Source organism: Bradyrhizobium sp. Unk1, assembly GCF_059512345.1.
On sequence record NZ_JCAMOP010000073.1, the window covers coordinates 1 to 19,559 of the forward strand.

A 19,559-nucleotide genomic window follows, 5' to 3' on the forward strand; every position below is an offset into this window, starting at 1 on the left:
CGAATGAGTCATGATCAGATCTCCGGTTTAGGATGACGCAGCTTAGCTCCTCTGCGCCTCAATCATGGGATCTGTTTGTGCAGGGGGTTACCTGCTGGCCCTGATGGAATTCGCTGATCCACGCCTCATTTTCCGAGAGGGCTCGAAGCCCGAAGAACCATTCAGGTTTAGTGGATCACGGTCCGACCTGTTTGCCATCACTCTTCACGGGACTTGCGCAACCTCAGAAGATCACCCTTTCGTCGGCTGAATTGCGCGATAACCGACCTACGCTGGCGAGCTCTTGTATTCACGCTGGTACAGTCGTTCATGAGCCAGAAGCGCCCATAGCGTGCGCGCCGTCTTATTTGCCATCGCCACGATCGCCACATTGATGGGGCGGCGTTTGACCAATTTTGCGATCCATTCTGGAGGCGATTTGCAGTGTGTTAGCACGGACCGCGCGCCATGGATCAACAGCGTGCGTAAGTAAGTATCGCCGCGTTTGCTGATGCCGAGCAACCTCACACGCCCGCCCGTGCCGGTCTGACGAGGCACCAGCCCCAGCCATGCGGCAAATTCTCGTCCAGACTTGAACGTTTTGGCATCACCGACCGCCGCGACCACTGCCGTGGCCGTCAGCAGACCGACTCCCGGAACCTCTGCCAGCCGCCGGCAGGCATCATTCTGTCTGTACCAATCACGTAGTCGGCGCTCGATCTCGACCACTTCCTCATCGAGTCGACCGATCCGCGCGAACTGCTCGCGTAGCGTATCGATCAATATGACGGGTAGCCGATCCACCAAGTTGGCGAAGATGCCCGGTAGACGCCTGGCGATGCCGCTACGTCCTTGCGGCATGACCTCGCCGTACTCAGTCAATAGACCGCGCAGCGCATTGATCTGCGCGGTGCGAAACTTTATTAGTTGCTGACGTACCCGGTGCATCGCGAGCACTGCCTGTTGTGCTTCTGTCTTGATAGCCGCTTTCCTGACCCCCGGCTGCTGCACTGCCATCCAAATTGCCCGAGCGTCAGCCGTGTCGTTTTTGTTGCCGCAGACAAACGCTTTGACCTGCAGAGCGGGCAGTAGTCTTACGTCGTGGCCCAATGCAACCAACTTTCGCGCCCAATGCTGCGCGCCGCCACAGGCCTCCATACCGATTAGACATGTCGAACGGTTCGCGAAGTGTGCGAGAAATGTCTTGCGCTTGAGCTGGACGCTAGTGATTTCCCCAGTCTCTCTGCTGACCTCGTGCAGCTGGAAAACATGCTTGGCTATATCTACGCCAACGACGGCCCGAATATCGTTCATGCTCAGTCCTCCGATTTTGCTTCAAGAGCTCGCTGACTCGGGCATCTTTGATGCCTCTCTGCCCAGTTGGCTCGCTCGTTGCCGCTCCTACCGATTTGGGAGGGAGGCGTCCATTTCATTTTCCGAGGTCGCGCAGCGCCTCATGATGATGTCCGGGTCGGACGCCTCAACGTCTGCAGCGGAGTACAGTCAAGCCGCCACCAGCCGAATGAACGAGGTCGCCACAACACCGTCCCAGCGGGATATCGCCAGTCCGGCAGACCGGACCAGGAACTTTACAAAATCGGATCAGGCTTCCTTCGCGCGGCCCCAGTCGAACGATGTGCCGTCGACCCAGATGCAGTGCAAAACGACGGCGATCTTGCGCGCGATGGCGACGTTCGCCTTCCTCAAGCCAATCCTCTTGGCGAGCTTCATTCCCGAGGCCTTGAGGGACGACCATTTCTTCGTTCGATAAAGCAGGACGGTCGCGGCCTCAAACAGGTAAGTTCGGAGAAGACGGTCGCCCCATCGTGATATTTTGCCATTGATGTCAGTTTCGCCAGATTGGTTGCGCCGAGGTGTAAGACCCAGATAGGCGCCAACGCTCGATGCAGATCGGAAGCGCGATGGGTTGTCGATCGTGTGGCGGAAGGTCAAGGCGGTCACCACGCCAACACCAGGAACCGTCATCAGGCGGCGCGTCGTCTCATCCGACTTTGCCAACTGGCGGACTTCGTTGTCGAAGTTGCTTTGCTGCTTGCAGATCTGTTCATGGATCGACAGAAGCGGCGCGATCACACCGAGGAGCTGATGATCTTTGCCCAATAGCTCGCAGACCTGATTGCGAAACTGCAGTCCGATCGCGCGTGGCAACAGCAAACCGTATTCTTTGATGAGGCTGCGGACCTGGTTCTCGATATCTCGACGTATGGCCACGAGCCGAGATCTCGCGACGAGTATAGCGCGGATCTTCTGACTTTCCTCGCTCTTGACTTTGACTTCTCGATACCAGCCGACCCGCACCAGTTCGGCCAAACCTCGAGCATCATTCTGATCGCTCTTGTTCATGCGCAGGGACAAAGCCGCGTGGGCATGACGCGCGTCGATTCAGACCACCGGAAGATCACCTCTACGAAGTTCATGCCATAGTCGCCATCGCCCCGGTCTCAAATCCGATGCGCTCCGCCTGTGGCGCCCGCTTGCGAAGCAGTGCCGTGAGCGCCCCCGGGTCGGACTTGGCCTTTCCCTCGAACAAGACCTGACCTACTTCGTCGACCACACATCCTGATGTTTCTTTTTGCGAGACATCCAGCCCAACATATTGCTTTATGGCCTCATCCGATTCGTGAGATTGCGGGAAGGCTTAAGATAGCGGACCTTTCGAGCCGCGGGCGCCCGACCGCAATTACGTCATCGTCTGCAATATTGCCCCCCGTATTGCCTCACTTGCAGATGTTACCCGGGTGGCGCCGTGGCCGATGACGATCCGAGGTCGACTGATGGGCCGCGCCAAGTAGTTTTCCCCGCTTGCTCGGCGAGAGGGGCTGTGGGCGGGTCGGGCCTTACATAGCCCGAGCCGTCCACAACCCCGGGCAACGGGGCCACAGTCGCGGCGTCGCCAAGCAGCTTCTCCGCGGGACCAACTGCCTAGCAGTCATCCGTCGAAGCCCCCTCAGCAGACGCTGCACAATAGAATGCTGTCTCGGCCCGAACTCGTCAGGGCATTTATCACTCAGCCGGCCGACAATGGCGAGCGCAGTTAGCTGCGGCTCCTCAGCGAGCCAACCCTCGATCACAGCAATATGCGGGTCGAGCTTGGACGGCTTATAGAGCCGACGGGGGCGACGGTGCGTGGCACGCGGCTGGCCGGCAGTCACCGTCTTGCCGAGCGTCTTCGCGAACGTTGCCGCGGTCGTTGGCAGGGTGCTAGTGTGAGCGGGTTGCAGGCCGCGCGCCTGTCCGGCACGACGATCGACGCGATTGCCGAGTTCCTCTTGGGTTGCGCGAATCTCCTCCAACAGCGCGACCGGATCGAGCGAGCGATGCTGATCGCGTAGCCGTTTCTTCACGGCCGCGGTCACCTTGGGATGCGCCAATGCACGCTCATAGGGCGTCGATGGGAGATGATAGCGCTTGATCACTTTAGCCCCTTCGCGGCGCTTCTCCTTCAGCTTGAACGACGGCTGGAAGAAGTTGACGTAGAGCCGTGCCGCCGCATAGAGGCGGCCCATCATACGCGCCGTCTCGACGCCATCGAAGCGGCCATAGCCCATGAGGCGGCGGACGACGGCACCATTCTTCTGATCGACAAACGCCTGGTCGTTCTTATAGGCGCGCGAGCGAGTGACTTCGAGCTTCTGTTCGCGACACCAAGGCACGACGACATCGTTCATGAAGGCGCTGTCGTTGTCGAAGTCCAGGCCGCGCAACAGCCAGGGAACAGGCTCTGTGCGTGGTTGATCGCCTCGACGACCAGCGAACCTTCTCGCGTCACCAACGGCAGACACTCCGTCCAGCCCGTGGCGACATCGACCATCGTCAAGGTCTGGATGAACGAGCCAGCCACCGACGTGCCGCCATGGGCGACCATGTCGACCTCGCAGAAGCCAGGCGGCGCGCTGTGCCAGTCATTGAACGTGCGGATTGGGACCTCGCGCCGGATTGCCGAATCGAATCCGGCACGGCGCCGCCTGCCGCCGCTCGCTGCGACCTTCACGTCCACGAGCAGGCGGTCGATGGTTGCGGGGCTGATCGAGAGAACACAGTCACGATCCGCCTGGCCAAGCTGCAATCGGCCATGTCGCTCAAGGGCCGGCAGCAAGGTCGTGATCATCGCCTTGAGCCGCTTGCCGCATACTCGATCCGACGCTTCCCTTAGCGCCGTCAGCGCGTCCTTGATCGTCGCGCCATATCTGCGTCTCCGCTTTCTTGTTGCCTCGACCTCGCCCGGTCCAACCGTCTCGCGTCGCCGGAGCGCGCGCACCGCATGCTTGCGATGCCAGTCCGTCGTCGCGCACAGCTCGTCGAGAATCCGCCCCTTCTCCGCTCGTTTGGCCGACCGGTAACGCTCCGTCACCGCCGACACCACCTCGCGCCGCGCGCCCATGCTGATCTTTCCCGCTATAGACGCCACCGAACCAATTCGATGGCACCGACCCATCATCGGCGAGAAGTTGTCCAGTAACATTCTGGATGCGGCAATGCGCCCCTACAGGTTGGTCTGTTGCGCTGCCTGCTTCGTAACAAAGCAGGTGGTGGAGGATGCTGGTCGTGGAGACGATTGCGCGGATTCGGCGCGAGCACTTCATCAAGGGCAAGACGATCAAGGAGATCGCACGTGACCTGAAGGTGTCACGGAACACGGTCCGGAAGGTTCTGAGGTCGGGAGAGACCTCCTTCGAGTATGAGCGGCAAGTGCAGCCGCGGCCCAAGCTCGGACGATGGGCAGTAAAACTCGACGGATTGCTGGCGGCGAACGCGGCTAAATCGGCTCGTGAACAGCTGACGTTGATCCGGATCTTCGAAGAGCTGCGCGGCCGCGGCTATGACGGCGGTTACGATGCGGTGCGCCGCTACGCCAAGCGGTGGAGCAGGGAACGCGGGCAATCGACCGCGGCCGCTTATGTCCAGCTGAGCTTTGCCCCAGGCGAAGCCTACCAGTTCGACTGGAGCCACGAGGTGGTCTTGCTGGGCGGCACCGCGGTCATGGTGAAGGCTGCCCATGTCCGGCTCTGTCACAGCCGCATGCTGTTCGTGCGGGCCTATCCGCGGGAGACGCAGGAGATGGTGTTCGACGCCCACGACCGGGCGTTCGCCCTGTTCAAACGCACCTGCATCCGCGGCATCTACGACAACATGAAGACCGCCGTAGAGACGATCTTCGTCGGTAAAGGGCGTCTCTACAATCGCCGCTTCCTGCAGATGTGCAGCCACTATCTGGTCGATCCGGTCGCCTGCACGCCAGCGTCGGGCTGGGAGAAGGGGCAGGTGGAGAACCAAGTCGGGCTGGTCAGGGAACGCTTCTTCACGCCGCGGCTGCGGTTCAAAACCCTCGACGAGTTAAACGCCTGGCTGCTCGACAAATGCATCGCCTACGCCAAGGCTCATCGCCACCCGGAGCTGGTCGATCAGACGATCTGGGAGGTGTTCGAAGCCGAACGCCCCAAACTCGTTCTCTATGCCGGCCGCTTCGACGGCTTCCATGCGGTGACGGCATCGGTTTCGAAGCCCTGCCTGGTGCGCTTCGACAACAACAGGTACTCGGTCGAAGCCAGCGCAGTCGGACGACCGGTCGAGGTTCAAGCCTATGCACGATCGCATCGTGATCCGACAGGATGGACGCATCGTCGCCGAGCACCCACGATCCTTTGGCCGCGGCGATACCGTCTACGACCCGTGGCATTATGTGCCGGTGCTCGCCCGCAAACCCGGCGCCTTGCGCAACGGTGCTCCCTTCGAGGACTGGGTGCTGCCCGCCGCGATCGAGCGGATCCGGCGCAAGCTTGCCAGCACCGACGACGGCAATCGTCAGATGGTCGACATCCTCAACGCGGTGCTGACTGACGGTCTGCCCGCGGTGGAAGCGGCCTGTGCCGAAGCGCTCAGTCACAGCGTCCATTCCGCCGATGTCGTGCTCAATATCCTGGCCCGTCGACGTGATACGGGGAGGTCAGCTCGCCGTTCGCGTCGGCCTGATCGTTTTGCAAGACCGATAGGCTGAATTACTGACAGGTTGAGCGGCGTTAAGTCGCTCAGTCTAGCCTATCAATTTAGGTAGGCCACTCGCGGCGGCTTTCTCGCTAAACCGCACTTCAGCCCCCGTGGGTAAGGGTTCACGGGAAAGCTGGGTGTGGGTTAGCCTTTTGATCCCAGGGCTAACTTCACGGGGCAGTGCGGATGCGGCAGGGATAGCGCCTCTATCCAAGGCCCCCCAGCCGATAAGGGCGCCGAGTCGCATCCGCGCGGCTTTTGAGCCGACGAGGAAGGCGTATGCTCAAGGACAAATCATGGCACCAAAAGCTAAGCCTTTAAGGCATTTGCGCGCGCGGAAACGGAATCCGACAGCGCGGGACCTTGCTGAAGCGGTCCATTTCGCGACGCGCGTATCCTACAAAAGGTGGCCGACAACGGGCGTGTGGTTTGAGATAAGAGATCGGATGGTCAGAACAGCCGATGGGCAATTCTATCTTATCGAAGATCATCCCATTAAGCTTGGCGGCCATGAAGTCGCACGGCCTTACAGTCTAGCGGGCGTCTTTGCTTGGCTGCAGGATTGCCCGGAGCAGATTGCACGCACTGTTGTTATAGGCCGCCCGGCTTGAACGGCCCACACGGGTCGCATTTCGTTTGGTCGATGGGCGCGCAGTCTCGTCAGCTTTTGGTAAGCTAGCACGGATACAGAGCCGCTGTGGTTAACGGGCCGTGGCAGGGACAGCGCAATGGCACCAGAACGGTCGGCGCCGAGTCACGTCGCCGCTAACTCAATTTGGCAGTGCGGATGCGGCAGGATAATGCCTCATCATGCCCCCAGGCCGTCAGGCGCAGAGCCGCGTTCGCACTGCTTCCGGCTCATGGGCTAAGCCCGTTATGACGGTTATGCCCATTCTGCGAGCGATACGCTCCCGGTCGGCTTCTTCCGCTGCTTTGAGGCTGGCCAGCGCTTTTCCTCTGTGTATGCGTGGGCGATAAGCGCCGTGTCACGTGGCCGCTAACTTCAAATGGTAGTGCGGGCGTGGCAGGGGTAGCGCCTGACGCGCGCAGCCGAACGGTGCCGAATCGCGCCCAAGTGTGGACGATCCAAACGGCGGTGATCACCAGAGGTGAGGACCCTCGGGGAGTGTAAGTCACCGCACGCGCTGCCACTCGCTAATCTTTTCCGGTATGCCCAGGTTTGATGGGTCTCCGGCCGAAGGCCAAGAGCATGTTCCGTTCGCCAAGTCTCGGCCGCTGACGCTGGCGAAGCATAATGCCCCAATGTCTCACCACGAAACGTGACCGCAAAAGCCTTCCCAGTCGGAACGATCTGAGCCACCCCCCTGCTTGAGTTTTGTAGAACCACTTCACCATCTGCAACCTTCCATAGAACGTGCAGTGTTTCACGTCGGAATGTACCTCGATGGCGCGAGGGCGCTCGCACTACCTTACATTCTCGTCCCCACTAATTTTGATAGGTGTTCCGCATGCTTCTCAGCAATATAGGATGCTGGCGTCCAGAGAATTTCAGCCTCTCGGGAGCAAAGGTGGCCAGCCTCAGTCTTCGAGGACGGGCTGGCCACCATCGCTTGCGAAGCGTACCTACGGGTAGCACAGGCCAGTGGATGCACTTTTTTGAGCGGTACATCGCGTCCCTGCGGTCGCAAGCGTTTGAGGGGCGGCCACCTCTGCACCGGCAATAGCAATCCGGAAGTTTCCCCGATCAAACTGCCACAGCTACCGCTCAGTCGCAGCACCTGCAGCGCGTCTTCGGCCTACCTGTTCCGACGGCCGTAGTGGTCGCTGAGCTTGCCTTCGTCGGAGGCGAGCGAAGAGCAAGGTCGCCCATCAGATCGCCACGGCGGCTGCCGGCGGCGTTGTTTGCGTAAGCATCGCACGCGAACGCACTGACGGCACCGCCCGCTGGCAGGTCACCGCAGCCGTTGGTCGACGCAATCGGCAACTGCGTCGTCAAATTCCACAGGACAAAATCGCAAAAAAAAATAATCAGCGATTGTGCCATAAGGACAAAGCGCCAAGCCGTGCAATATGTCCCGGTGAACAACGGAGACGTTCATGGCCGGCAAGACCTCGCAGATCGCCAACCTGGAAGCCAAAGGTCTGGAAACGCCCAGTGAACTTGCCGCGGTCGAGGCCGCGTTCGCCAGCGCCGTCCACTCAATGGAAGCGCCGCCGATCGAGTTGTCTGACGACCAGATCGGTGACCTCGTCGGCATCAAGAATTTAGCTGAAATTCGCTTGGTGAAAGCTCGTGCGGCTCACCGGCGAGCCGACCATGCTTTGACGGAAGCAAAGACTGCTGCCGCCGAAAAGGAGCGGAAAGACAATTTGACGCGCGTCGACTCGCTCGGCGCGGCTGCTCAGAAACAGATGCAGGAAGCCGTCACCACTGCGATCAAGCAGCTCCGCGCTGCGATGCGCGCGATGGCCGAAGCCGAGATTGAGTCGCGAAATTCTGAACCGGCAACTTCCGGACGATCAGCAGATCCACAGCTTCCAAGTCGCAATCATGGACATGCCCGGCGTGCCGCGGAAAGAACTTTCCCGAGTGCGCGAGCTACCCTGGCTGCGGCCTGGTGGCCGGCCCTATGACCCCGAGTATGCGGCCAAGATCAAAGTCAATCCGAACGGCTCCGCCGATCTCTCACATGGTGGTCAAACGACGAACATCACCAGCCGGCGCTATTTCGATCGCGTCACTTACGCCGATTGGATCGGTCGTAGCGGTGTGTCGTCGCTTGCATCCGCGCTCGCCTTGCCCGGCTTGAAGGGTGCCCCTGCTGGTTGGACTCCGATGCGCTACGTCTCGCCGCAGGCTGTTCTGACGGTACTCGACCGCGTCGAGGGTTACGTGCACAGCGACCTCGCTCGGAAATCAAAGTCGAGCTGGAACCTATCTCTCGATCTTCGAAAACGCAGAACAGCTCAAAGCTTGGTAAGCCGAGAACAAGCCCGCGACCGACAAGGCTGCGTGATCCGACGCGAACAGAAGGACAGGACTCAAACCATGAACCTGTCCGCCAATGAAATCTACGCCCGCACAAAGGCAGCAGCACAGGCGCTGGCCTCAGCTACGACCGTGCATTCGAGGTCGGCCCGGGCGAAATCACCGGCTCGCTCTGAACAGCATGTCGAGACCGCCTCAGAAATCTACACCCGTCGGCGCGCTGAAACCCGGCAGCGCGGGCCTGTATACTTGAGATGCAAGTCACGGCTTAGGCCTGAGGCATGGTGCGGGCGCGCGCCGGCCTTACGGCCTGAGTGCGGGGTTTGTGCTGATGAGTGAGTGTTTTCTCCGCTGCTCTCACTCCGGAGACCAGCGCCGGCCCAATTCCCGCCGCCGAGCGTTTTGACCGGACGCTCGGCGGCGACACAGAGGAGCTTGGTCGCATGGCTACACTCACGACGATAGAACGCCGCAGCGAGATCATGGCTAGCGTGTTCGTCACACGCGAGATCAGTGCGCTCGCCAAGCACCTCTCCAATACCGATCATGTCTCGACTGATGCTGCCATTGCCTGCCTCAACGAGGTCGGCAGGAGGTCGAAGGGTCACTCGACGTTCATTTTGGAGCGGGATCCTAGCTAGGCGGGGCATGCTTCGATGACCGGCAATTCGACGCCCTCAGACGACCGCACCAAGGCGATCCTGAGCTCGCCCTTGGCCTCAGGTCAAGAGCCGCTCGCCGCTCATCTAGCCGCCGAGACGGAACTCTCTGGAGGCGGCTCTCCAGATCATGGCCATCTCGGCGCGTAACAGACCTGCAGTCGATCCGAGGGCAATGGGAAGATCTTTCGCCAGTGAAATCGCGGGTCCTTTTTCGGCGTCAGAACCAGTGCGGGGCAACTTAGCGCTCGACTTCGCTAGAGGCAGACCTTCAAATCCGTGCACCAGACACGACGTAGGCACCATGCACCATGATGGCACCCGTCAATCCGAGCGAGCCTCCGTTCGACGAGCATGACCCGATTGAGGTCGGCGAGGCGTTGATCTGTCTTGGCCTGGATATCCTTGAGCAAGAGCTGGAGCGCCGCCGGGAGGCCGGGATCATATCTGCGAGGGACAAACGCCATGGCCAAGGGTAAGAGCGAGGATTGCGCAAACCAAGCGCCTCAGTTCGCGCGTGACCGATAGCTCGCAATCTTGCGAGTGAGCTGCCAAAGCTCGACCCTATTGGTCTCGGCTAATTGCTGTGCTCGCTGCTTAGCCCTTTCCTCATCGGCGCAAATCAGTCTTGCGGAGTGCACAATATTCCCGTCGGGCCCGAACAAGTACACCATGAACCCCTCGATCGAAGGGCTTCCAGTCACGCGCCGTCCGTGACTTTGAAGGTTATTGCTTGGTCCGATGGCGCTGCGTGCATGTCTTTGCTGGAGGTCGTCGCCTCTCATGCTTATCTGCTCGCGACCAACGGCCGCCGTATTGCCCGGTTGCAAGTTCCTGCATGGACATCGCCCGGATCATCCTATTCCCCGCCGGTTGCGCTCGACGATAGCTATAATCAATTCTTCGGTGGCGATCAGAGCCAGGTCCATTTTTTCCTCAACAATGGTCGACGTATCTCGACCAATACTGTCCAGGTGGTTCAGGGTCATCTCTTTGAAACTATGGGCTAGGCGCTCCTCGGCATCGTCGCGCGCATAGTCTACAATAGTATCCAAGTGGGCGACGATTTCAGTCCGTTGCTCGGTCGGTTTTGGACCGTCAAGCAACGTTACCGCTCGAATAAAGGACTCCTCTATAGGAATCATATCAGGTTTCCTTTGTTGCTGGATTGGAAGCCGCAGTAGCTCGCGCCGGTGCTGCAGATTCATCGAGGCCCGACACGCAAAGGCAACTCCTCAGAAAAGGAGTTGATGTTGCGAAATTTGAGGGGCAACCATCTTCGGCATTGATCGGTATGCGGCGGGGGGCGAGGCAATGCCTCTATCAAAGCGGGGGGCTGTCCTAATTAGGACATCCGCGATGGCAGATTAGGACACTTGCGCGGCTTCGATGATTGAACACCGCATTCTTGCGGACTCCACATTACACCGGGAATCAGTAGTAATAAGGCGGCCGGGACTGGCATTTCAGCACGATCAACATTGCAACCGGCAAGAGGCTACCGAGAGGCGGCCTCTTTTGATTCCAGATAGGAACGCCGCTTTGCTTCCTAGCTTGCGGATTCCGGGGATGGCGATCAGGTGTTCCAGGCGGTGGTGATCACGGATTCCAGTGATCGCGATCAGTTTGGAGACGAACACGACTGACGGGCTTATGTGTGCCGGAAATTGTCTCTGGTCAAGGCTGGCGGGTTGGTTCGGAGATCGTTCCGGCGGTCCATAGGAGGGCCCCGTGCGGGGCGCGTAGTGCCCTCACGAGCGACGTAGCGACGCGCACGAGGAGGGGCCTGTGGGCCGGCGGGGCGATCGTGCGCGAGGTGCTTACGGTTTTTTCTTTTCGCCAGCCTGACGCCTTAGACTGTCGCCTCTTGAGTTCGAGGCGGTGCGCATTGTGAATGATGCGGTCCAATATCGCATCGCCGAGGGTGGGATCGGCAATGACATCGTGCCATTGCGACACGGGGACCTGACTTGTGATCAACAAGGACCCTTGTCGTAGCGATCGTAGACGATCTCAAGCAGATTGCGGCGCTGGTCGGCGGTGAGCGGTTCGGGTCCGCAGTCGTCAAGGATGAGGAGATTGATCCGCTCGAGCGCGGTGATCAGGCGCGCCAGACGGCCTTCGCCGCGCGCCTGCGCGAGATCGGCGAACAGGCGGGATGTTCGCTTGTAGAGGACGGAGAAGCCGTCACAACAGGCCTTGTTGCCGAGCGCACAGGCAAGCCAGGACTTGCCGGTGCCGGTTGGGCCGACGATGACCAGATGGTTGCATCACGGATCCATTGGCAGGTAGCGAGGATTTGAAAGAGCGAGCGGTCAAGGCCTCGAGCGGTGCGATAGTCGACGTTCTCGATGGCGGAGTTTGGCGCTGGTCAAGCGACGCGCGAGGCGGCGGTTGTCGCGAGCGGTCACCTCGCGATCGACGAGGAGGCCGAGCCAATCGGCGTGCGGCATCCCGGCCGCCTCGGGATTGTTCTGCAGTTCGGCGAGAGTATCGGCCATGGCGGCGAGGCCGAGGGCGCGCAAGCGATCGACGGTGGGGTGAATGAGCATGCTGATCTCTCCTGATCAATTGTAGTAAGTGCGGCCACGAATGTTGGCGCGGAAGAGGATGGGCGCTTCTTCTGCGGGCGGAGCGGTTCTGTCAGTGCCGGCTTTCGGTAGCCTCCTTGACGCCTTGGCTGCGACAAGAGCGCCACGTTCGCGCCTGCGATTCCGCTTCCTGAGCAGCCCTTGTGCTTAGCGTGCTCATGCGTTGATCTCTTCACGGCCTCAGCATCTATAGCTGCGTCTGCATTGATTCAACCACGTCGGGTTGACGACATGCACGTTGGGAAACTGCGCGAGCAGCTACCTGATGCGCTGTGATAGCACGTCTTTCTCCGCTCCTCCGTCTCTGTCTTCTGGCGCACGTAAAGAAGCGCCTTGCGCTCCAGATGAGGCCTGACTTTGTCAGAGATCATGACCGGCCTCCTTCGCCAGCGCCGTCGCCGTCATCGCGGCAGGTCGAGGATCACTGCGTCATTAGGCTCGTGAGGGCCGCCCGGGCTTCCGCTGGCAGCTCCGGCCATGCTGGGCGCCGATGGGGCCGTTCGACTGGCCGCTCCCGAACAGATCCATCTGCTGTTGCGGGCGCGGTTGTCGATCGTGTCGGTACCCGCTCCCTGGCATTGCCGTCTGCCGTGACATGAGTCTCTCCCCGATTCTGGTCGTGAGAGGTTCTGGATACGAAAGAAAGCAGGGCAGCTGATGGCGTTCGATCCTTCAACGCCAGATCGAGAAGCGCAGAGAGCGCCGCAAGTGCGTCAATGCTGACAAACGGCTGAACTGTCAAAGGCTCGGCGTCAGGGCAGGCCGTCCGATCGAACATCCACGCTGGAACTTCCAGGCAACGATCTGTTTGCGACCCATCCAGAGAGCAGCGGAAAGCGACATCATCAGCCTTCTCGACCCTTCCATGAACGCAAACTCGCCGACCAAACCAGGGATGATGTCGATAAAGAACTTCGCGAAGAACGGTCCTGTGGGCGTTCTTGAGCCTTGTTGTACAATCGCCGCCGGTCACATTCGAGCCTTGACGCCGGCACACCGGATCAAGCCTACTTCACCTCGCTGCCTATCCGCATGGCAGCCTAACCCCGGCAGAGGCACCACTTATCGACGCGGAAATTCTGTTCAGACAACCGGGACCAACTCACCCGGGGCGGTTCACATTCCAATATCGTCCACCTCTATAGGGACGTTAAATCAGCAGTGGCGTTGGAAGCTGACGTAGTGAACAACAGGAAGATTGCCAGTCTGGAAGGCTCTACCACAAGGCGGATGCTATGGCGGCCATCAACTTGGTCCGGAGGACAAACAGCAATACGCCGATCCGCTGGGGCGGATCCAGTGTACCGTGAGGCCCGTCCGCCGTGCCGGCCTTTCGATCTGACGGGTAGATTTGAAAACTGAAGAACGACCAGGCGAATGTGCAGGGAATCCGCCGACGCCTTGCCCAATAATAGAGACTACTAGCCTTAGTAGGTCTGTTGTTCCCGGTTTTCAGCTAAGTGACTAGAGCCGCTTTGGGAAACACCCATTGTGCAACATAGTCGCGCGAGGCCGGATTGTGCCGCAACGTCAAGACTGGCAATTGGCAGCTCGGCCCGGGCCTCACCAGTTGCTTCTTGAGTGGCGAGCAAGGTGCGGCCGGACCGGGAGAAACTCAATGCTGTTCGATTTGATCGCGCTGCGCCGCACCTCTCTTGCGCTAGCCCTCTTTGCCTGCGCCGTAATGGGCAGCGCTCGGGCCGACGATTCGCCGTCGCGCCTCGGCTCCACGATGCCGGCCGGCCCGAAGGGGGAGCCAGGGGCGCGCGGCGGCAGCACGCCGAGTTGGCCAGCGATCGCCGATCAGCATCGCCTGCCGCGGGATTCCACCACTAAACAGACGCTGGGGCTGCCGGGCCGGACGCTTCATTTTGTCGCGACTGCGGGCTCGATCTGCGTGTTAGACGACAAAGGCGAGCCGCAGGCCGATATCGCCTACACCTCCTATCAGCTCGACGGCACAGATCGCGCCACGCGTCCGGTGACGTTCCTCTTCAATGGCGGCCCCGGCTCATCCTCCGCTTGGCTGCAGTTCGGCAGTGCCGGGCCCTGGCGGCTGCCGATCGATGCGGAGACCGTCACGCCGTCGGCCTCGCCGGAGGTCAGGCCCAACGCCGAGACCTGGCTCGATTTTACCGACCTCGTGTTCATCGATCCCGTCAGCACCGGCTATAGCCGTTTCGTGGCGACGGGCGAGGATGTGCGCAAGCGGTTCTATTCGGTCGATGGCGATGCCAGTTCGATCGCGCTTGTGATCCGCCGCTGGCTCGAAAAGCACGAGCGGCTCTCCTCGCCGAAATATATCGCGGGGGAAAGCTATGGCGGCATTCGCGGACCCAAGGTAGTGCGCAATCTGCAGATTCAGCAGGGCGTCGGCGTGAAGGGTCTGATCCTGGTCTCGCCGCTGTTCGACTACCGCGTCGCAGGCACGAGCCTTCTGCAATATGTCGCGACGCTGCCAAGCTATGTCGCGGTAGCCCGCGAAGCCAAGGGCGAAGGCAGGGGAGCGGTCACACGCGCCGATCTCACAGACGTCGAAGCTTACGCGCGTGGCGAATTCTTGGCCGACCTCGTCAAAGGCCAGGCAGACAGGGAGGCCACCAATAGTCTAGCCGACAAAGTCGCCGCCTTGACCGGCATCGACCAGGCCGTAAGCCGACGGCTGGCCGGGCGCTTTGGCGTCGGCGAATTCCGCCGCGAGTTAGATCGCAAGAGCGGCAAGGTGACCGGCGGCTATGACGCCTCCGCGCGCGGCCTCGATCCCTATCCGGACTCCGATCGCCACCGCTTCGGCGATCCCTCGGGGGATGCGGTGGCGGTGCCGCTGGCGAGTGCCGCCGTTGATGTCTTGACGCGCAAGCTTAATTGGCGGCCGGACGGCTCCTATGAACTGCTCAACCGCGGCGTCAGTCCGGCCTGGAATTTTGGCAACGGTAGCCCCCCGGAATCGCTTTCAGAGCTGCGCCAGATGCTTGCGACGGACCCGAAGATGAACGTGCTGGTCGGACGCTGGTCGGACACGGCCTGTTCGATCTTGTCACGCCCTATTTCGGCTCGAAGATGGCGCTCGATCAATTGCCACCCTTTGCCTCGGCGGTGGATCGCGTCAAACTCGTGGCCTATTCGGGCGGCCACATGTTCTATTCACGCGACGCCTCGCGCCAAGCCTTTCGCGCAGAGGTCGAAGCGATGATGAAGTAGGCGTGTGTTTCATCAAGCCGAAGGCGAGCTGCCGGAGGCGAACTAAACATAAGCATGATCGCGTTCTGCAAGTATAGGAGATTGGGTTTTTGGTGCGAGACCAACTGAAATCCTCGTTTCGCGGCGGAATCGGCACGCCGAAAACTCCGTTGTCCGACACTGGCGCGGCTGTTCGATATCCTAGCCGTGCATCGCGTTACGCTGAAACGTCAGTTCGACGCCTTTGCGGAGTATGTCACCGCCGCAGAAGAGCATGAGACCGAAAACTCTCCGCTCTACCACTGGACGAAGGCGACGGATCGCAAATCCGGCGAAGAAGGAGTACTTGAAGTCCTTTTCGCTCTAGTCGATGACCGGGAGGTCTATGCCAAGGAAATTGCTGACGCGCTGGAGGCGGACCTGCAACCGCTCGCCACGAGCGGGCTCATCACGCGCAGGCTGCCGTCCTTCTACGCAGCAAAGATGCGGATGCCGGGATCGTCGAACCAGTCGAGATCAATAGGATGTTCGGCATAAGGATTGGTGAAGAGACGAAGGCCATCAATCAGGCTCTCATTGTAGTCCTTCTTCCGGGCGACAATCCGAATGGGTTCGAGATTGTTGCGTATTCGGACCGCCTGGAAAACGGAGTCTCCTTCGTCGTTGCTAAGCGCGCGTGCTTTGCCAAAGGTCGCCGTCGTCGAATACATCACTGCGCTGATATGCGTGAAGGCATCGGAGGGGAACAGTCCGACCGCCACCGGCGCACCATTGCTCCTGAAGACGTGCTTTTCTTCGTATTGGTCATAGAGCAGCCGTTGCATGGCCACGTCGCCCAGCATGTAGAAATCCTGGGTGCCGTAGTTGGAAATTGCAACGATTTACGAGCGGTCCGCCACCAACGGCAGCGCGGCGTGATAAAGCTTGGATTTGCCGAGCAGGGCATTGGAAAGCCGGATGATAGACTGGATATAAGCCGGGCCAAGGTTATCGTGAACGATCCCGGCTAACGACTTTCCCATTCCGGCACGTCGCCATGGCGTGGCTGGCAATTGTGTCCTCGATCGCGAGCGGCAAACCCTGCGCGACAAAATCGGGCGCCGTATGGGAAAAGTCCACCGTGATATCGAGCTCCTTGAGTGCGGCAAAAAAATAAAGCTCCCAAAAGCCGGAGTTGTAGGTGATCTGAAACTCCCGAAGGAATTTGCTGTCGCGGATCCTCCCCGTGTTGCCGCGCATCTCGATCGCGACGGGAAAGTCGCTGGTAAAGAATGCTTGCTGCATGGGCGTTATGCGCTCCCATATGAGGGAGCCTACCAAGTCGTGGGCTTCTCATCGGGAGGCGTTTGGCAAAGTATGCCCGAACGCTCACGCCCGATGTCGGTCCAGCAATACGAGCGCTTCCAAGCCGACCGCCTTCTCCTCCACGGGCTCCTCGCCTTCGAGGAAGCCTATGACGTCGCCATGGGGAATTATCTTGATCTCGAGGAGACGGTATTGCGGCTCTCGGCCCTTGAGATCGCGCAGCGTCGCCCTCACGGTAAAGATAATCATTTCGACACTGCGCGGCGCTCTTGTCATCGCGCGCTTGTAAATCTCCTTTCGGCATCGAAAGCGTTTCAGGATCAGAGCCAGAAGTTGGCCTCGTCGATCGGTGGAGCGGCGAGCACAAATGATCTATCCGCATTGAAGGCCAGTCTTAGCTGGGCGTTCGATGCGTCACTCGGCTATCGCTTCATGAGCGCTCTGCGCAGTCACCCTCAACACCATGGCGTCTCGGTTTCGGGTGTGAGGTCAGTTTCCGCGGCCTTATTGCACTCTCGGCGGTCACCCATGGCCGGGCGCTGGACAGCTTGCGCAGGAACGCGGTCCAGAACGTCTCCGCCTCGGAGGGACCAATTCCACGCAACGCGCTGGCGCATGCCGGCAAGAGCGGGCGGCGCGTTGTCTCCGCCTTCATCGCCACCGCCTTTGCCCCGGATGATGCCGAGGCGGCGCGGGCGCAATGGCGGCCCATCGCCGATCAGCTACGCCCCAAACTGCCGAAGCTCGCGGCCTTCCTCGATGAGGCCGAGACCGACGTGTTGGCCTACCATGAGCTTCCCGGCCGCGCACCGCGCCAAGCTGGCACTCGACCAATCCGCTCGAACGAGTCAACGGCGAGATCAAGCGGCGAACCGAAGTGGTCGGCATCCTCGCCAATGAGAATGCCATCACCCGTCTGATCGGTGCCATCCTGCTTGAACAGAACGACGAGTGGGCGGTCCAGCGCGGCCGCTACATGACACTGGAAACGATCGCGCCGTTGGGCGATGATCCCGCCGTCAGCTTCCCAGCAATCGCCACCTGACCGATCCGGCCCGCTTCTGGCGAAATGCGGCGGACCCGCAATCAGCTACACCACGCCACGGGTCACGATCGGGAGTTCGGTTCGGGGGTCGAAGGCCTCATCGAGGAGCTGTTGGGAGCCGGCTGAGCCCGAGCAAAGTTTCGACCTTAACAAGGAGATTTCTGCCAAGGTCGAGGCGTGGCGGTACTGCAGGATCGAAGGCAAGCATCCGTATCTCTACCTCGATGACATTGTCATGAAGCGCGGCTGGGCTGGTGAGGTTCGGAACGCGTGCTGCTGGTGACCTCAGCGCTCAATGCAGAAGGGTTCCGGGAATCCTCGGCATTTGTGAAGGCGCCAAGGAGGACAAATCCGGCTGGTCATCGTTTCTGCGGCATCTCGTGGGATCGCGGTCTCAACGGCGTGCAGTTTGGATTTTCCGATGCGTGCCGAGGTCTTCTCGAAAGCGTTGAACTCCAGCTTGAGTGAGGTAGTTCACGTCTTTTTCCTTTCGCCGGCCTGACGGCGCAGGCTGTCGCCTTTGAGCTCGAGGCGCTGGGCATTGTGAATGATGCAATCCATATCGCGTCACCGAGAGTGGGATCGGCGACACCTCCCTACTCGGATCGAAGTTGCCGACATGGCGCGCGAACCTCACGCCGAGCTTGAGCCGCAAAATCTCCCGCACCTTCCGCATCGCTCCCCCCTTCCTTTCAGGCAAAACGAGGCACTCTACGCGCTGCCAGCGGCCCCGGGACACACGCCTAAGGGGGCGACATCATTTCTCATTCTACGGGCGACTTACGCTCCCTTCTGATTGTCGTCTTGCAGACGTCGCCGAGGCGAGAACGCAAGACTATCTGCTTACGACCGCTCACATCATCCAACGTATGGTCGGATCGAGCAGTAGAGCTTGCAATTTACTCGTTAGAGTACCATGACGCTTGCAGCAACGACCAACACACATTGATTTCACAAACGGCCCGCGCAGGCTGTGGACATGGTGGACAACGCGTTGACTGCGGCTGCAGCAGGCAGCGTGATAGAAAGGGATCAGGAGCGGTCAGTTTCCAACTAACAAACCGGTTCAAGCGGTCCCGCTCCGCGGGTCCAATTCACTTCATGCTTCTGCCGAAGGTGACCAGCTAACTGTTCCGTTCTTGCGAGCAAACTTACCATTCTCACAATGAGAAATACCACCTTTCTTGCCTGAACAAGGCGTGTTCCGGGCTCTCGGCGAGCGACACTGAGCGGAGAAGAAGGAGGGCCGTAGCTAATAAACCTGCGCCCGAACCAGCGGCCGCCCCGGAAGCAACGATACCCGCGACAGACATTTTCTTGATGCAGTTTATCGTGAAATCCCTCCTGTCGGCCCAGACAAATCGTGCGATGGCAGGAGCGCCGGCTTAGCGTACTATGGCGGCAGACTGGGCAGCTCTGCCGGGCTGGCATCTCATCACGAGTCGCGATTGTACCGCTAAGGGGCCGCATCTCAGCTGCCCCTTTCTGGTCTAACTTGAAAGCGGGAGCACATGGAAACGAGGTCGCTACGTCGAGCGTGAGCCGTAGGAAGAAACAGAGCGTCCTCACGGAACATTTCATCGACCAGCTTGCGCTTCCGGCCAGGTTTCATAGCTTTCGGCGGATCACATCCTGCAGCATCTCCTTGTCGAGCGACAGGTCCGCCACGGAACACATAAAGCGCCCCATCGAACGGATCTGAGCCGGCATCGCGCACAAGCGGGGCCATCGATGCCCTTGCGGTTATGTGGTGCACCACATAAGAGAAATTATGCGGAGCCCACGATTATGCGGAGTGTGCGGCCGTTCAATCCGAGACCCACTTCGTTATCAACAGTTTAGTT

The 19,559-nt window shown here is 60.1% G+C and carries 11 protein-coding genes and 5 pseudogenes; 6 read left to right on the forward strand and 10 right to left on the reverse strand.

All coding sequences use genetic code 11. The annotated features are described in order from the left end of the window. Positions 1-267: 267 nt before the first annotated feature. The 4 genes from AC5ZFO_RS44760 to AC5ZFO_RS44775 form a co-directional block, all read right to left on the reverse strand. Positions 268-1,293 (reverse strand): IS110 family RNA-guided transposase, encoded by a 1,026-nt coding sequence (locus AC5ZFO_RS44760; RefSeq protein ID WP_496123880.1) that lies wholly within the window; start codon positions 1,291-1,293, stop codon positions 268-270. Positions 1,294-1,581: 288 nt separating this feature from the next. Continuing rightward, positions 1,582-2,343 carry an IS110 family RNA-guided transposase gene (locus tag AC5ZFO_RS44765; protein ID WP_496123881.1) on the reverse strand — a complete coding sequence of 254 codons (762 nt, stop codon included), beginning with the start codon at positions 2,341-2,343 and terminating at the stop codon, positions 1,582-1,584. A gap of 494 nt (positions 2,344-2,837) precedes the next feature. Continuing rightward, positions 2,838-3,668 carry a hypothetical protein gene (locus tag AC5ZFO_RS44770; RefSeq protein ID WP_496123882.1) on the reverse strand — a complete coding sequence of 277 codons (831 nt, stop codon included), beginning with the start codon at positions 3,666-3,668 and terminating at the stop codon, positions 2,838-2,840. Further along, positions 3,665-4,381: a hypothetical protein gene (locus AC5ZFO_RS44775; protein ID WP_496123883.1), complete on the reverse strand. Its 717-nt coding sequence runs from the start codon at positions 4,379-4,381 to the stop codon at positions 3,665-3,667. Before AC5ZFO_RS44775 ends, AC5ZFO_RS44770 begins: the two co-directional genes overlap by 4 nt. Positions 4,382-4,536: 155 nt before the next feature. Here AC5ZFO_RS44775 and istA point away from each other — a divergent pair. The 3 genes and pseudogenes from istA to AC5ZFO_RS44790 form a co-directional block, all read left to right on the forward strand. Continuing rightward, positions 4,537-5,935 (forward strand): annotated as a pseudogene (gene istA, locus AC5ZFO_RS44780) (IS21 family transposase); the annotation flags it as partial. Between the two features lie 2,108 nt (positions 5,936-8,043). Beyond that, positions 8,044-8,580: a hypothetical protein gene (locus AC5ZFO_RS44785; protein WP_496123884.1), complete on the forward strand. Its 537-nt coding sequence runs from the start codon at positions 8,044-8,046 to the stop codon at positions 8,578-8,580. A gap of 798 nt (positions 8,581-9,378) precedes the next feature. Then, positions 9,379-9,576: a hypothetical protein gene (locus AC5ZFO_RS44790; protein ID WP_496123885.1), complete on the forward strand. Its 198-nt coding sequence runs from the start codon at positions 9,379-9,381 to the stop codon at positions 9,574-9,576. Positions 9,577-10,448: 872 nt separating this feature from the next. Here AC5ZFO_RS44790 and AC5ZFO_RS44795 read toward each other — a convergent pair. Continuing rightward, on the reverse strand, positions 10,449-10,802 hold the full coding sequence (locus AC5ZFO_RS44795) for a hypothetical protein (RefSeq protein ID WP_496123886.1): 354 nt from the start codon (positions 10,800-10,802) through the stop codon (positions 10,449-10,451). Positions 10,803-11,271: 469 nt separating this feature from the next. Further along, positions 11,272-12,146 (reverse strand): annotated as a pseudogene (locus AC5ZFO_RS44800) (ATP-binding protein). Positions 12,147-13,803: 1,657 nt separating this feature from the next. On the opposite strand from AC5ZFO_RS44800, the pseudogene AC5ZFO_RS44805 reads away from it, so the two are divergent. Further along, positions 13,804-15,386: pseudogene (locus AC5ZFO_RS44805) on the forward strand (S10 family peptidase). A gap of 449 nt (positions 15,387-15,835) precedes the next feature. On the opposite strand, the gene AC5ZFO_RS44810 reads toward AC5ZFO_RS44805, so the two are convergent. The 3 genes from AC5ZFO_RS44810 to AC5ZFO_RS44820 form a co-directional block, all read right to left on the reverse strand. Beyond that, positions 15,836-16,207, reverse strand: a complete 372-nt coding sequence (locus tag AC5ZFO_RS44810) for a hypothetical protein (protein WP_496123887.1) — start codon at positions 16,205-16,207, stop codon at positions 15,836-15,838. Between the two features lie 145 nt (positions 16,208-16,352). Beyond that, a complete protein-coding gene (locus AC5ZFO_RS44815; protein ID WP_496123888.1) occupies positions 16,353-16,649 on the reverse strand; it encodes a hypothetical protein in 297 nt (98 codons plus the stop codon). Positions 16,650-16,733: 84 nt separating this feature from the next. Then, a complete protein-coding gene (locus AC5ZFO_RS44820) occupies positions 16,734-16,919 on the reverse strand; it encodes a hypothetical protein (protein WP_496123889.1) in 186 nt (61 codons plus the stop codon). A gap of 350 nt (positions 16,920-17,269) precedes the next feature. Between AC5ZFO_RS44820 and AC5ZFO_RS44825 the strand changes: the two are divergent. Together AC5ZFO_RS44825 and AC5ZFO_RS44830 are read left to right on the forward strand one after the other, a co-directional pair. Next, positions 17,270-17,715 (forward strand): annotated as a pseudogene (locus tag AC5ZFO_RS44825) (transposase); the annotation flags it as partial. A gap of 270 nt (positions 17,716-17,985) precedes the next feature. Beyond that, complete coding sequence (locus AC5ZFO_RS44830) at positions 17,986-18,183, forward strand: hypothetical protein (protein ID WP_496123890.1); 198 nt, start codon at positions 17,986-17,988, stop codon at positions 18,181-18,183. Between the two features lie 631 nt (positions 18,184-18,814). Here the strand turns inward: AC5ZFO_RS44830 and AC5ZFO_RS44835 are convergent. Further along, a pseudogene (locus tag AC5ZFO_RS44835) lies at positions 18,815-18,898 on the reverse strand (hypothetical protein); the annotation flags it as partial. Positions 18,899-19,559 lie beyond the last annotated feature (661 nt).

Excerpts from the sequence above, each read along its gene's own strand:
- AC5ZFO_RS44770 (WP_496123882.1), bottom strand. The coding sequence starts at position 3,668 with ATGAACGATGTCGTCGTGCCTTGGTGTCGCGAACAGAAGCTCGAAGTC.
- AC5ZFO_RS44785 (WP_496123884.1), top strand. The coding sequence starts at position 8,044 with ATGGCCGGCAAGACCTCGCAGATCGCCAACCTGGAAGCCAAAGGTCTG.
- AC5ZFO_RS44790 (WP_496123885.1), top strand. The coding sequence starts at position 9,379 with ATGGCTACACTCACGACGATAGAACGCCGCAGCGAGATCATGGCTAGC.
- AC5ZFO_RS44765 (WP_496123881.1), bottom strand. The coding sequence starts at position 2,343 with ATGAACAAGAGCGATCAGAATGATGCTCGAGGTTTGGCCGAACTGGTG.
- AC5ZFO_RS44795 (WP_496123886.1), bottom strand. The coding sequence starts at position 10,802 with ATGAATCTGCAGCACCGGCGCGAGCTACTGCGGCTTCCAATCCAGCAA.
- AC5ZFO_RS44815 (WP_496123888.1), bottom strand. The coding sequence starts at position 16,649 with ATGCAGCAAGCATTCTTTACCAGCGACTTTCCCGTCGCGATCGAGATG.
- AC5ZFO_RS44760 (WP_496123880.1), bottom strand. The coding sequence starts at position 1,293 with ATGAACGATATTCGGGCCGTCGTTGGCGTAGATATAGCCAAGCATGTT.
- AC5ZFO_RS44775 (WP_496123883.1), bottom strand. The coding sequence starts at position 4,381 with ATGGGCGCGCGGCGCGAGGTGGTGTCGGCGGTGACGGAGCGTTACCGG.
- AC5ZFO_RS44820 (WP_496123889.1), bottom strand. The coding sequence starts at position 16,919 with ATGATTATCTTTACCGTGAGGGCGACGCTGCGCGATCTCAAGGGCCGA.
- AC5ZFO_RS44810 (WP_496123887.1), bottom strand. The coding sequence starts at position 16,207 with ATGCTGGGCGACGTGGCCATGCAACGGCTGCTCTATGACCAATACGAA.